11 protein-coding genes and 2 pseudogenes are annotated in these 12,387 nt (G+C 70.2%); 3 read left to right on the forward strand and 10 right to left on the reverse strand.

Translation table 11 applies throughout. From position 1 onward, the window contains the following. Positions 1-391 precede the first annotated feature (391 nt). The gene (locus OH809_RS07510) at positions 392-943 is read right to left on the reverse strand and encodes a YciI family protein (RefSeq protein ID WP_406423143.1); all 552 of its coding nucleotides are present in this window, start codon (positions 941-943) and stop codon (positions 392-394) included. 170 nt (positions 944-1,113) lie between these two features. On the opposite strand from OH809_RS07510, the gene OH809_RS07515 reads away from it, so the two are divergent. After that, the gene (locus tag OH809_RS07515; RefSeq protein WP_406423142.1) at positions 1,114-1,377 is read left to right on the forward strand and encodes a helix-turn-helix domain-containing protein; all 264 of its coding nucleotides are present in this window, start codon (positions 1,114-1,116) and stop codon (positions 1,375-1,377) included. Positions 1,378-1,668: 291 nt separating this feature from the next. Next, positions 1,669-2,391, forward strand: coding sequence for a carbon-nitrogen hydrolase family protein (locus OH809_RS07520; RefSeq protein WP_406514945.1), 723 nt, complete (start codon positions 1,669-1,671; stop codon positions 2,389-2,391). Positions 2,392-2,441: 50 nt separating this feature from the next. Here the strand turns inward: OH809_RS07520 and OH809_RS07525 are convergent, their stop codons facing one another. The 7 genes and pseudogenes from OH809_RS07525 to OH809_RS07555 form a co-directional block, all read right to left on the reverse strand. Then, positions 2,442-3,023, reverse strand: a complete 582-nt coding sequence (locus tag OH809_RS07525) for a GNAT family N-acetyltransferase (RefSeq protein ID WP_406423140.1) — start codon at positions 3,021-3,023, stop codon at positions 2,442-2,444. Between the two features lie 27 nt (positions 3,024-3,050). Continuing rightward, on the reverse strand, positions 3,051-3,290 hold the full coding sequence (locus tag OH809_RS07530; RefSeq protein WP_406423139.1) for a DUF1049 domain-containing protein: 240 nt from the start codon (positions 3,288-3,290) through the stop codon (positions 3,051-3,053). 113 nt (positions 3,291-3,403) lie between these two features. Then, a pseudogene (locus OH809_RS07535) lies at positions 3,404-3,628 on the reverse strand (peptidase S15); the annotation flags it as partial. Between the two features lies 1 nt (position 3,629). Beyond that, positions 3,630-4,574, reverse strand: coding sequence for an LD-carboxypeptidase (locus OH809_RS07540; RefSeq protein ID WP_406423138.1), 945 nt, complete (start codon positions 4,572-4,574; stop codon positions 3,630-3,632). Then, positions 4,571-6,559: a prolyl oligopeptidase family serine peptidase gene (locus OH809_RS07545; RefSeq protein ID WP_406423137.1), complete on the reverse strand. Its 1,989-nt coding sequence runs from the start codon at positions 6,557-6,559 to the stop codon at positions 4,571-4,573. Before OH809_RS07545 ends, OH809_RS07540 begins: the two co-directional genes overlap by 4 nt. Positions 6,560-6,579: 20 nt before the next feature. Then, positions 6,580-7,923, reverse strand: coding sequence for a M20/M25/M40 family metallo-hydrolase (locus OH809_RS07550; RefSeq protein ID WP_406423136.1), 1,344 nt, complete (start codon positions 7,921-7,923; stop codon positions 6,580-6,582). Further along, entirely contained in the window at positions 7,916-8,749 is an 834-nt protein-coding gene (locus tag OH809_RS07555; RefSeq protein WP_406514946.1) for a M55 family metallopeptidase, read from the reverse strand. Before OH809_RS07555 ends, OH809_RS07550 begins: the two co-directional genes overlap by 8 nt. Positions 8,750-9,730: 981 nt before the next feature. On the opposite strand from OH809_RS07555, the pseudogene OH809_RS07560 reads away from it, so the two are divergent. Continuing rightward, positions 9,731-9,850, forward strand: a pseudogene (locus OH809_RS07560) (IS5/IS1182 family transposase); the annotation flags it as partial. A 130-nt stretch (positions 9,851-9,980) separates the two neighbouring features. Here OH809_RS07560 and OH809_RS07565 read toward each other — a convergent pair. Beyond that, positions 9,981-10,862, reverse strand: a complete 882-nt coding sequence (locus tag OH809_RS07565) for a S41 family peptidase (RefSeq protein WP_406514947.1) — start codon at positions 10,860-10,862, stop codon at positions 9,981-9,983. Between the two features lie 278 nt (positions 10,863-11,140). Beyond that, on the reverse strand, positions 11,141-12,286 hold the full coding sequence (locus OH809_RS07570) for a winged helix DNA-binding domain-containing protein (protein ID WP_406423134.1): 1,146 nt from the start codon (positions 12,284-12,286) through the stop codon (positions 11,141-11,143). Positions 12,287-12,387: the final 101 nt, after the last annotated feature.

A 12,387-nucleotide genomic window follows, 5' to 3' on the forward strand; every position in this document is an offset into this window, starting at 1 on the left:
AGGAGAGTCCGTCACGTGGGCATCCTGCTTCGGCGTCGCCGCGCACCACCCTCCGTACGCGTACCCAGACGGTCGTGTCCCGTGTCCGTGGATACTGACGCGCCATCGGCTTGGACGGCTCGCCCGAGCGGGCGGGTTTCCGACGGAGAGAGTCGACTGTCTATCGAGTCACCCTGGACTGAAGCGCGGTGCGGGCTCACTCACGATCAGCGTCCCTGACGCGTGCGTCACGGCGAACGCAGGGGCCTCGGCCGCAAGACCGGTCCATGCCCAAGGCACGCGCCCCAGCCCCGCCGCAGGCCGGCGCCGTCGGCGGCATCGGCCGCCGACGGCGCTCCCCCGTTCCCGGCCTGGTACAACTCGGCACTTCAGTACTGTCCGGACGTCCGCTTCATGACGGTCGGCCGCCGAACTGCCAGTTGTGGACCTCGATGTCGGCATACCGGTCCGGGGTCAGGACGGCACGTGCCGTGTCCGGGTCCGGCGCCCGGATCAGCGCCGCCGTACCGAGCCAGGTGGTGCCGTCGTCGGACAGCAGCGGCCCGTACGCGATCAACTCGTCCCGGTCGGGCGGCACGACGAGGTCGACGGCCTGCCCCATGCCGAGGCCGAGCACCAGGTACCGGTTGCCACCGGTCCGGCCACCGGGGAAATCCCACATGGTGCGCCCCAGCATGTTGCGCCATCGGCGCAGCAGCACGTCCCGGTACACGCCGGCCTGGTAGCCGGGCTCGTCGAAGGCGAACGCGCGGGCGGCGGCGGGATCTGGCAAGTCGACGATGTGCACGCTCCCGGTGGCCGCGTCACCGTCGCTGGTGAGGGTCGGGCCCCGGGCGATCATCTCCTTCTCGTACCGGTCCATGTAGGACCAGTGCTGTTCCAGCAGCTCGTTGCGCAGCGCCACGGAGTCGGACCGATCGCGGTGGTAGCAGAAGAACTCCATGCCCACAGTCTGGACGAGCGCCCCTCCACGCGAACATCGAATTCAGCAGCGCTACTTCGTTGCGTCGCCGGTGAAAGGTGCTGGTCATTCACAGCTCTGGGCATCCTCACGTTCGCCCGCATCATGCGCGCCGCGGTGGCCATGCGGGAGGATCTGGAAGGGACGGTGTGATGACGCCGGACGACAACGACGGCCACGCGATCGAGGTCCATCTCGACCGCATGCTCAGCGAGCGCGGCATGACCCTCGCGGAGCTCGCCTCCCGGGTCGGCGTGACGAACGTGAACCTGTCCATCCTGAAGAACGGCCGGGCCCGCGCGATCCGCTTCACCACGCTGACCCGCATCTGCGAGGTCCTCGACTGCCAGCCGGGCGACCTGCTCACGCACCGGAGGACCGAAGACGAGCGCGGGCGCCCACCGACAGCCCCCTGAGGCGGGCCGGGCCGACGCCGTGGTCTCATGGACGTCCAGCAGCAGCCCCCACCATGAGCCATCGGCCCGGGTGACGGGCGTGCGCCGAACCCCAGGAGCCTCGCGAACCGGCTGAGCCACAGTGCTTCCCCCCTCCGTTTCCGTGCCGAGCAGCGTCTCGTGATCCTCTCGATTCGGCCCGGTCCCGGCCCCCGGGTACGGTGCGACCGCCGGTGAGCTGCGAGTATGTCGAGGGGCGGCCACCTCGGGACAGCTCCGCCGCCCGAGCAGCCGACCGATTCGGAGCAGCACATGCCCGCACCACTCACCGTCGCCGTCGCCCAGCCCGTCTGTGAGCACCTCGACGTCGCCGCGAACGCCGCAGCCCATGCCGAGGCGATCAGAGACGTGAGGGCTCGGTTGGTCGTCTTCCCGGAGCTGTCACTGACGGGCTACGACCTCGCCGCCCCGGCCGTCTCGCCCGACGACGCGCGTCTCCGGCCGATCGTCTCCGCGTGCCGTTCCACCGGAGCGACCGCCCTGGTCGGGGCCCCGGTACGCGAGGCGGACGGGCGTGAGTACATCGCCGTGCTGGCCGTCACGGGAGAGGGCGTGCGGGTCGTCTACCGGAAGATGTGGCTGCACGGCGAGGAGTTCGACCGTTTCGCCCCGGGCGAGAAACCGGAAGTCCTGGTGATCGACGGCGTGCGGCTGGGCCTTGCGGTGTGTTACGACGCGGCCGTCCCGGAGCACGCGGCCGAGACCGCCGCGCTGGGCATCGACGCGTATGTGGCCGGCACGCTCTACGGCGCGGGCCCCGATTCGGCGGCCCGGCGCGACGGGCACATGAGGGAGCGGGCGCTCGCTCACGGGGTGTGGGTGGTGCTGGCCACCTCGGCGGGGGCCAGTGGTACGTATCCGGAGACGTCCGGCGGTTCCGGTGTCTGGGGTCCCGACGGAGCCGTGGTCGTGCAGTCCGGGCCGGAGCCCGGCGCCGTGGTGTCCGCGGCGCTCGGGGGAACCGTGCCTGCCTGAGGCGTGTCCGGCAGATCAGGACGGGACACGCCCTGGGGCCTTCTTCCGGATCAGGGACCCGGCGCGAGCATCTCCGACGTGATCGCCCACCGTTGATGGTCCCGCCACGCCCCGTCGATGAAGAGGAAGTCCGGGGAGAGGCCTTCGAGGCGGAAGCCCGCCCGGCGCACGAGGGCGATCGAGCCCTTGTTGCCGGGCTGGATGTTCGCTTCCAGGCGGTGCAGGGCGAGCGGTCCGAAGGCGTGCCGCAGGACCAGGTCGAGGCCCTCGCTCATCAGGCCGCGCCCGGCCGCATGGGCGAACGCCCCGTATCCCAGCGCGCCGCAGCGGAAGGCGCCGCCGACGATGTTGTTGATGTTGATGAAACCTGCGATGGGGCCGCTTCCGGCCGCGTTTCCGTTCCCGTCGTCGACGGCTGTGCGTTCGCAGACGAGGAAGCCCGCCTTTGTGGGGTCCTCGATCAGCCGGCCCGCGTAAGCGGCGTACGCACGCGCGTCGTCGGGCGGGAACAGCCACGGGCGGTGCAGGCCACCGCTCTCCCGGGCCCGGCCGGTGAACTCCTCGGCGTCCGCGAAGGTGAAGGGGCGGATCCCCACGTGCGGGCCCTCGTCCAGGTAGACGTTGTCAGACATCCGGACAGCGTAGACAGCGCATCGGGCTCACTTGGGCCGACGGCGGAAAAGATAGCCGCCGCACGCCATGCCGGCCGCGAACATCGCGAGCAGCACCACGTACATGGGCAGCGTCACCAGCGGGATCACCAGACGGATGGTGACCTCGCCGGTGTTCTCCGCGATGAAGACGATCGACAGGACCGCGATGACGAGGGCAATGATGCGGGACGGCGAGAACGGTCCCACGCTGCCCTTGCCGCCGCTCGATACATCCTTCGGGCTCATGGCTGGGCCCCTTCCCTGGTCCTGGTACGCCACCGCCCCCGACTCCAGGATGCCTCCATCCCGCACCCGGGGGGCGGTGACGTGGGGCCGTACAGGTGACGCTCCGCTCCGGGTCAGTTCACCCGTCCTGCGACCACCGGCAGCTCCAGCACGCCGGTGTTCTGCGGGCTGCTGACGACCGTGACCGGCTTGATGCCGCGGTTCCCGAAATACGCGCTGCCGCTGGCCGCGATCACGAATTCGAGCCGGTGCCCCGCCTCGTACCGGTGCACGATGCCCGGCAGCTGCACGGTGAACGGCCGGGTGACGTCGGGCACCCGTACCGGCGGGACCCAGCGTTCAGATCAGCGCGGGCACCTCGACCGTGAGCGTGCCCGGACCGCCGTCCTCCGGCGCGTCCAGCACCGCGGGCACGCCGAGCGGAATCGTCAGCGCCGTCGGGCCGTGGCCGAAGCCCAGCTCCTCGACGACGGGCACGCCCAGCCCGCCGAGCCGGTCGGCCAGGACCGCACGCACCTCCTCGTACGGTTCGCAGCCCTGCCAGGAACCGCAGGCGACCCCGGCTATCCCGGACAGCGCCCCGGCCCGCAGCAGTTGAGTGAAGATGCGGTCGAGGCGGTACGGATCCTCCGTCGTGTCCTCGATCATCAGCAGTCCGCCCCGGGCGGACGTCCGGGCGTGCGGAGTGCCGATGTCGGCGGCGAGCAGGCTCACACAGCCGCCGTACGTGATGCCGCGGGCCCGGCCGGGCGCCAGCACCCCGGCCGTGCGAAGGCCCAGGGTCCGCACCGACTCCGGCTCGAACAGGGTGGCCCGCAGCGACTCCTGGGTGTCCGGGTCCTTGAGGAAGGTCTCCGTGGCGACCATCGGTCCGTGCAGCGTCGAGAGCCCCATGCGCTGGGCGAATGCCTCATGCAGCACGGTGATGTCGCTGTAGCCGACGAACACCTTGGGCCCGGCCGTGCGCATCGCCGCCCAGTCGACCAGGTCGACCATGCGGTGCGCCCCGTACCCGCCGCGGGCGCACAGCACCGCGTCGAACGACGGGTCGCACCACGCCTGCTCGAGGTCGCGGGCGCGCGCCTCGTCCGTACCGGCGAGATAGCCCAGCTCCGGGTGCAGATCGCGGACATGGGGCATCTCGACGGGCTCCAGGCCCCAGCCGCGCAGCACGTCCAGACCCGCCTCGAGGCGGTCGTCCGGCACCGGACCGCTGGGCGACACGACGGCGACCCTGGCACCCGGTCGCAGGCGGGCGGCGCGGGTCAGAGGAGTCAGCGTCACTTCTTCAGCTCCAGTTGTGGCACGTCGGGGCGGTAGATGCCGAAGGTCTGGGCGTAGAGGGAGAGTTCGGCCTCCAGTGCGGCGATCACGGTGTCGGCACGCCGGAATCCATGGCTCTCCCCCTCGAACGTGAGATACGCGTGTGGGATGCCGCGCCCTTCGATGGCGGTCAGGAACCGCTCGCACTGGACCGGTGGGCAGATCACGTCGTCCAGCCCCTGGAGCAGCAGGAACGGGGTGGTCAGCCGGTCGGTGCGGTTGATCGGCGACCGCGCGCGGTAGCGGTCCGGGACCTCGGCGAGCGGGCCGATCAGGGACTCCAGGTACTGCGACTCGAAGTCATGGGTCTCGTCGGTGCCCCAGCCGGTCAGGTCGAGGATCGGATAGCTGACGGTGCCGCAGGCGTAGACGTCGGTGCTGGTCAGCGAGGCGGCGGTGGTCCAGCCGCCGGCGCTGCCGCCGCGGATGGCGAGCCGGTCCGGGTCGGCCGTTCCCTCGGCTGCCAGCGCCCGGGCGACGGCGGCGCAGTCCTCCACGTCGACGATGCCCCACTGTTCGCGCAGCCGGTTGCGGTAGGCCCTGCCGTAACCGGTGGAGCCGCCGTAGTTGACCTCGGCGACGCCGATGCCGCGCGAGGTGAAGTAGGCGATCTCCAGGTCGAGGACGAGCGCGGCATGCCCGGTGGGACCACCGTGCGCCCACACGACATAGGGCGGCAACTCGCCTTCGTGACCCTCCCGTTCGGGGTTGCGGGGCGGATAGATGTGGGCGTGGATGTCGCGGCCTTCGGGCCCGGTGAAGGTGCGGTTCTGCGGTGCGGGGTAGTACGCCGGGTCTACCGCGTCGCGGTGCTGCGCGCCGATGATCCGGGTGCGGCCCGTCGCGGTGTCCAGCTCCACCACCTCGTACGCGCTCCGCGGACCCGCGGCGACGCCGACGATCCGGCTGCCGTGAACGGCGAGCGTCTCGGCCCACTCGGTCCAGGGCCCGGCGGCGTCGGCGAGTTCGCCGGTCTCCGGGTCGAGGATGCCGAGGGTGGTGGTGCCCTTGCCGTGGATGGTGGCGATCAGACCGTTCTCCAGCGGGCGGAACCAGCTGAGCCCGATCTTCCAGAGCGGCCCTGCGAACTCCTGCTCCCGTGTGCAGAGCGCCACCGCGCCCCGGTGCGGATCGGCGCGGTACAGGTTCCACCAGCCGCTGCGGTCGCTCGCGAAGAGGAGTTGTCCGTCGGTGGTCCATTCGACCTGCGGCACCGATTCCCCGGGGCCGCCGCCGAAGCTCCGGGCGCTGCGGAACGTGTCGTCGTCGGTGACGTCGGCGAGCATCACCTCGGTGCCGTCCCACGGCATCCGCGGATGGTCCCAGGCGATCCACGCCACACGCCGCCCGTCGGGCGACAGCTTCGGCCCGGTCACGAAGCGGTGCCGGCCGTCGGAGAGTTCGCGTACCGCGCCGCGGTCGTCGGCCGCCGATCCGTCCAGCGGTACGGCGGCGATCACCCGGCGCACATCGGTGGGTGCCTCGCCGGTGAACTCCTCCAGGACGCACCACACTTCGCCCCGCGCGCCCCGGTCGAGGCGCAGCTGCGGGTCGACCCAGCGCAGTCCGCCGCCGATGGCCGAGACCGGGGTGAGCGGCCATGGTTCGTCGGGCCCGTCGGGCGCGTACGCGTACAGCCGCTGGTCGGTGAAGTTCACGAAGACGATCAGCGGTCCGGCGTCGGCGCGCCCGGCCCCGGCCCAGGGCAGTCCGCCGTACTCGATGACGCGGCTGCGTACGTTCCACGGAACGGGCAGCACGGATTCGGTGGTCCCGTCCGCCCGGCGGCGGACCAGGGCGCGGCGGCCCGCCTCGGCCGGGCGCGGCTCCGTCCACCACACCTCGTCGCCGACCGCGCCGACGTACTCCGGGCGGCCGTCGTGCGAGGCTGCCAGCCGTGCGTCGATCGGAGACGGCCATGTTCCGTAGGCCCCTGTGGACACCATGTTCAATCCCCCCGTACGGGTCAGGCCGTGCGCAGATAGTGGTCGAGTACACGGACGCCGAAGTGCAGTGCCTCGACGGGCACGCGTTCGTCGACGCCGTGGAAGAGCGCCTGGTAGTCGAAGCCGACCGGGAGCTTCAGCGGTGAGAAGCCGTAGCCGGTGATGCCGAGCCGGGAGAACTGCTTGGCGTCCGTGCCGCCCGACATGCAGTACGGCACGACATGGCCGTCCGGGTCGAAGCGTTCGACTGCGGCGCGCAGCTTCGCGTACGTCGGTGAGTCGACCGGCGCCTGCAGAGCGACCTCGCGGTGGTGGAACTCCCAGTCGACGCCCGGTCCGGTCAGCCGGTCCAGGGTGGCGTGGAACTCGTCCTCGCCACCGGGCACCGTCCGGCCGTCGATGTAGGCGAGGGCACGGCCGGGGATCACGTTGACCTTGTACCCGGCTTCGAGCATCGTCGGGTTGGAGCTGTTCCTGACGGTCGGCTCGACCAGGGCAGCGGCCGGTCCGAGCTTTCCGAGCAGTTCGTCCACGTCGAACCCGGGGGCGTCGACATCGGCGCGGATGCCGTGCAGGGCGGCGATCTCGATGAGGGCGGCGCGTACGGTCGGGGTGAGCCGTACCGGCCATTCGTGCGTGCCGATCCGGGCGACGGCCGCGGCGAGTGCGGTGACCGCGTTCGCCCTGTTGACCTTCGAGCCGTGCCCGGCCTTGCCGTGGGCGGTGAGCTTCAGCCATCCGGTCCCGCGCTCGCCGGCGGCGATGGGGTAGAGCGGCATCCCCGGTCCGGCGTGGAAGGTGAAGGCGCCGGATTCACTGATGCCCTCCGTGCACCCTTCGAAGAGTTCGGGGTGCCGGTCGGCAAGGAAGCCGGAGCCGTCCTCCGCGCTGGCCTCCTCGTCGGCGGTGTACGCGATCACGATGTCCCGGCGGGGCCGGATGCCGGCCCGGGCCCAGGCCCGGACGACGGCGAGGACCATCGCGTCCATGTTCTTCATGTCGATGGCGCCGCGGCCCCAGACGACACCGTCGCGGACCTCCCCGGAGAAGGGGTGCACGGTCCAGTCGTCGGCCTCGGCGGGCACGACGTCGAGATGCCCGTGGACGAGGAGCGCGTCGGCGGACCGATCGGTGCCCTCGATCCTGGCGACCACGTTGGTGCGGCCCGGGGTGCGTTCGAGGAGCTGCGCGTCCAGTCCGGCCGCGGCCAGCCGTTCGGCGACGTACTCGGCGGCCGGGCGCTCCCGGCAGTCGCCGCCGCCCCGGTTGGTCGTGTCGATCCGGATCAGTTCGGACGTGAACGTCACGGATTCGTCGAGTGCCAGGTCGTCGACGGAGTCCTGGGGGGTGGTCGCCTCAGCCATACTGTTCCTCCACGGCGGACGACACGATCGTCGTCACCGCCTTGAACGTGCGAATACCTTCGTACATCGTCGCGCTGGTGTAGGCGACGCGCCGCTCGCCACTGGGCACCACGCCGGGAACAACGGTGGCCGCTGCGGCCAGATGCTCGGCATCGAACTCCAGCTCCACCGTGAACGGGCCGCCCCGCACCGGTTCGAGGCGCCCGGCGAGCGAGGTGGCCTCCTTGGCGGCCGCGCGGATATCGGCCGCGGTACGAGCGGGGGTCCGGCACACCGCGGCGTACCGCGACACGTAGTCCTTCACCGCGACCTTGCGGGCGGCGGGGGCGTATCCGCCGGCGTCCACGCAGGTCAGGTCGTCGCCGGTGACGAGGACGATGGGCACGCCGTACTCCGCGGCGACATGCGCGTTGAGCAGTCCCTCGCTGGCGCGGACCCCGTTCAGCCAGACGCCGGTGATGGAGTTGGCCAGGTATGTGTGGGCGAGCACGCCCTCCGTACCGGCTCCCGTGTGGTAGCCGACGAAGGCGATCGCGTCGACGTCACCGTGCTGGATGCCCTCCACCATGCTGAGGGACTTGTGCTTCCCGGTGAGCATCTGGACCCGCTCGTCGAGCCGCTCCAGCAGCAGGTTGCGCATGGACCAGTGGGCCTCGTTGATCAGCACCTCGTCGGCGCCCCCGTCGTAGAAGCCGAGGGCCGCCGCGTTCACATCGGAGGTGAACATGGAACGGCACCGCTCCCACTGGGGGGTGCCCGGCAGTACATCGGCCGGCCAGGTCACGCCGGTGGCGCCTTCCATGTCCGCGCTGATCAGAATCTTCATGATGAGTCCGTCTTCTTACAGGTCAGGGACTATCTGGGCCGGTCGTGGCACCAGTTGCTGACATCAGTTCCTGAAGGCCATTAAGCAGGCACCCAACTCGGCGCCCCCATACAAGCATCTTTGCTGGCCAACCGTCTCCCCTCCTCCGTCACCGGGGCCGAAACACGCCGATCTCACGAGCCTGTGTCTCAACCTCCCTTTCGATCTTTGGGCGGGTCTAGGCTGACGGCGTGTCTGGGGCCAACGGGCCTGGTCTCGATCGGCGCTGTCCCGGGTGCGGCGCATGACTGGGGCCACGGGCCGTGCCCCGGGCGGTGTACTGCTCGGGGGTGTGTCGTTGCAGGCTGTGGCGCCGGATACGGCGGCTGCGGCTGCGGGTGGCGGCACTTGAACGGGGCGAGGGCCGCAGGGTGTGCCCAGAGTGCAGGGCCGTGTGGGTGGCCGGGGTGGATCATCGCAGCAACGCGGTGTACTGCTCGCCGCGTTGCCGGAAAAAGGCCTGGAGCCGCCGCAGGGCAGCGTTCGCTGAAGCGTCCGGCTGACGCTTGAGCGAACAGTTCACGAGCCGAGGCAACGGCCGGAGTCTTCAATTTCCCCCATTTCCAGCCATGGTGGGCGAACGATCTGCCGCTGGGCGGAATCTGACGGAAGGGCCGGGGCTTGTCGCCGGCGGGCCGGTCCGCCGGGCCCCGACCGCGAGGGATGGTGGCCACCATGCCCACCGCCACGATCGGTCATGTCACCCGCGAGCGCTACGAGCAGATCATCGCCGCCGACCGGGAACTGGTCGGACAGATGCAGCGCATCCAGTTCACCATCGGGGACCACGCGCTGGAGATCGAGCCGATGCAGCAGATCGGCGGCGCCCACCCGGCCCCCGGCGAGGACCTGTTCGGCGTCGACGTCTCGTTACAGATCTACGCCGACGACCTGGGGCTGTCGCTGAGCACCGTCCGCAGCTACCGGTTCGCCGCCCACCGCTGGCCCGCCGGCCAGCGCCGTCAAGGCGTGCACTGCCGCGACCACGAACGCCTGCCCGAGATGAGCGAATCATTGATCACATGGGCCGCAATCACACTCATGACCCGACGGCTCACCCGCCGCAAGACCCGTCCAGCCGAACGCCGCGACGTCGGTCACGGCTACGTGATGCCAGAAGCCGCCTGATCAGTCTCCGGACCGCCGAACCCGGCCAGCCGGTTCAGACAGTGCCAGTGAGTGGCTGAGCAGTTCACGGTTGTCGGCAGGCGTTCTGCTGGAGGAGCCAACTCTGGGCTGCCTCCAGAACTTCGTCCCGGTTGCGTGCCACTGGGCGCGGGTCCTTGACGATCTCTTCATCCGGTGGGATCGCTGCATCGTAGGTACGGCCCGTACGGTCCGCGTTTTTGCCTTCCGTCAAGATCAGCATGGCTCCGTCAGGCAGGCGGTACGCCTTGTTCGCCGTGGGGACGCCGTTGGTCCGCTCGCCGAAGAATCGGGTGTCCGGACGCCCTCGGAAGGCCACCACGACCGCTTCACCCGCACTGGCTGTCTGCTCACCAGTCAAGACCGCGACCGGTGGCATGCTCCGGGCGACGGGCTGGCCGTCGCCCCAGCCCTTCGACTTCCCGTCTACGTACGGGGCACCGTGCTTGATCGACCAGACGGACTTCTTGCCGTCGGCATCCACGAACATGCCGACCTGGCCATCGCCCAGGATGGGCCCTACGACGGCCAGCATCGGCCACATGTTGCCGCCCGTATTCGAACGCAGATCCACCACCCAGCCGCAGGATGCGGTCCGGTCTGCCTTCGCCACGGCATCTCGGCCCTGGCGTACGTACTTGTCGTACGTCTTCTGAGATCCCTGCAGTCCGGGGAGAGATATGTACCCGATGCCGTTTTTCAGTGAACGGCCCCGCAGGCCATCGAGAAAGACCGCGGAGGATCCCAGGTTCTCCTTGGCCTGCCACGGCTCCCAGAAGGCGCTGTGCCCATCGCCAATAGTCTGCAATGCCGAGCCGATTGCCCCGTAGGTGTCCGCCGGCTTCCGCGCACCGTGTGCCTGCGTGAACGCCTTGCTCCGCACGGCCGCCCAGTCGACCTGGCGCCGGAGAAGAGAGTGCTCTTCCATGATGCTCAGCGCCTTCGACAAATACGTCCGCGCTTTAGGCGCCATATCGTCGCTGGATGACTCCTGCGAACGGCTCGTGCAGCCCGTCGCTGCGACGACGACCGCAACCAGCCCAGCACAGGCCGACATACGCAGTAGACGTCCCCGCCTCATCCGCCCCCCCCAGGCGCTTGATCCAGGAAGCAACCCTAACGTTGACGATCAACTGCTGACAACCTCCCAGACGAGAATCAGGTACTGAGCGTGTGCCATGGAAGTGTGAGCGACAAAACCGCTGATTATCGCAGTGTTGGCAGCAGCCGTACCTCGGCCTCGGGGAGCTTGGCCCACCAGTGGTGATAGCGGCTGTAGACCGTCGCTTCGCGGTCTGCGAGCAGCGTCGTCAGGGACTGGGCCTCTGTGGCGAGTCCGTCCCAGACAGCGGGCGGGAGGGGGTGGAACGCGGCGGCCTCGATGCCACCCTCCACCGGCCGCCACACGCCGGCGACATGACCGTCCACCAGCAGGGTGGGCAGTACGTCGCCGTTGTTCCGGATCACCAGAGAGCGGTAGGCGGGGGGTATCACCCGGCTGCGATCGGCATAGGCCAGCAGAATGCTGTCCCACATCGCCATGAGCCGGGGCGGAGCGTGGGTGTCCGCGGGCGGCCGGGGGGCACCTGGCACGTCGTACAGCGTGACGCCGTCCGGCCCTTGGAGCTGCTCGAGGGCGCCGTCCAGGGCGCGGAGGGCCGCACGGACAGGTGCCCGCTGCACCATGGTGAACTGCGCGACGTCCGCCACCGACGCGGGCCCGAACCCCGCGAGATGGCGCAGGCCCAGGGGCCGCAGCGCATCCGGCTCCGCCAGCCGCTCCGTGGGTACGGGCCCGGTCCCGGCCGCGACGAAGGACGCTTTGGCACCGAACGACCACGGCGCGCCCGCCGGGGCATGGTGCAGCGGCGCGTACGCCTTCAGCCCCCACCACGCCCCGTCCTTCTTCTCGGCGCCGAGCCGCTCCTCGACCCATACCTGCATCTCGGCCGCGGTCCGCGGGCGGGCGGCGAAGGCCAGCAGCTCCGGCATCATCTCCTCGGCGTCCGTCGGCGTGCGCCTCCCGGCAGCGAAGCGAGGCCCGAGGCGAGAGCCATACAGGACCGGCTGCATCGCCACACGGAACACCTCGTAGTCCTCGGCGTTCACAGCGTGCAAGATGATCCGCATCAAGGTCGCCTTGACCACCGAGCGCCGGGTGAAGGCGGCATCCAGCTCGGCCGGGGCAAAGCCGGAGAGCCGATTCCAGAGAGCGAGATACGGCGAGGCCGGGTGCTGCGCCTGAAGCGCGACTACGCGCCGCACTCCGTCAGGGACGGTCAACGGTTCCCGCCCGAGCAGCAGTTGGCGGCCGAGGGTAGCCCGGTTGAGCCCGCGCGCGGTGATCTTCACGACGCAGGATTCTGCCGCGCCCCGGCCCCCACCCGCCAACACCGGCGCTACGGACCATCAACCTTCAATGGCATCGATCAAACTTCGGTGGCACAGGACAC

The organism is Streptomyces sp. NBC_00873 (assembly GCF_045207415.1).
Lineage (GTDB): Bacteria > Actinomycetota > Actinomycetes > Streptomycetales > Streptomycetaceae > Streptomyces.

Coding starts and splice junctions, on each gene's coding strand:
- OH809_RS07510 (WP_406423143.1), bottom strand. CDS start 943: ATGGAGTTCTTCTGCTACCACCGCGATCGGTCCGACTCCGTGGCGCTG.
- OH809_RS07515 (WP_406423142.1), top strand. CDS start 1,114: ATGACGCCGGACGACAACGACGGCCACGCGATCGAGGTCCATCTCGAC.
- OH809_RS07520 (WP_406514945.1), top strand. CDS start 1,669: ATGCCCGCACCACTCACCGTCGCCGTCGCCCAGCCCGTCTGTGAGCAC.
- OH809_RS07525 (WP_406423140.1), bottom strand. CDS start 3,023: ATGTCTGACAACGTCTACCTGGACGAGGGCCCGCACGTGGGGATCCGC.
- OH809_RS07530 (WP_406423139.1), bottom strand. CDS start 3,290: ATGAGCCCGAAGGATGTATCGAGCGGCGGCAAGGGCAGCGTGGGACCG.
- OH809_RS07545 (WP_406423137.1), bottom strand. CDS start 6,559: ATGGTGTCCACAGGGGCCTACGGAACATGGCCGTCTCCGATCGACGCA.
- OH809_RS07550 (WP_406423136.1), bottom strand. CDS start 7,923: ATGGCTGAGGCGACCACCCCCCAGGACTCCGTCGACGACCTGGCACTC.
- OH809_RS07555 (WP_406514946.1), bottom strand. CDS start 8,749: ATGAAGATTCTGATCAGCGCGGACATGGAAGGCGCCACCGGCGTGACC.
- OH809_RS07565 (WP_406514947.1), bottom strand. CDS start 10,862: ATGGAAGAGCACTCTCTTCTCCGGCGCCAGGTCGACTGGGCGGCCGTG.